The 253-nt window shown below is 37.2% G+C and carries 1 protein-coding gene; it reads right to left on the bottom strand.

The features are described from left to right. On the bottom strand, nt 1-253 hold a 253-nt coding region (locus RM51_RS18900), incomplete at both ends, for a Y-family DNA polymerase (RefSeq protein ID WP_039373352.1).

The raw sequence follows: 253 nt of genomic DNA, 5'->3' as shown, positions 1-253 counted from the left end.
CGGAATTTTTTTAATGGATAACGGATTTAAAAACGGTTTAATCTCTAAATCTTTAATTTCCAATCTTCCGACAGGCTTTGCTTCCCCTGTCCCAATCTTCGAAACTGTTTTATTGGTGGATAGAGCAAAACTTATAGGAAGTCCGGTTTCTTTGGTTACCGCAAGAGCAATCTCTTTGGTCCATTGGTAACAACCGAAAAATTTATCCATTCCGGAAAGATCAAGATAAAATTCATCGATACTTGCCTTTTCC

This window comes from Chryseobacterium taiwanense (genome assembly GCF_000813825.1).
GTDB lineage: Bacteria > Bacteroidota > Bacteroidia > Flavobacteriales > Weeksellaceae > Chryseobacterium > Chryseobacterium taiwanense.
This window is presented reverse-complemented; position numbering and strand designations above follow the sequence as displayed.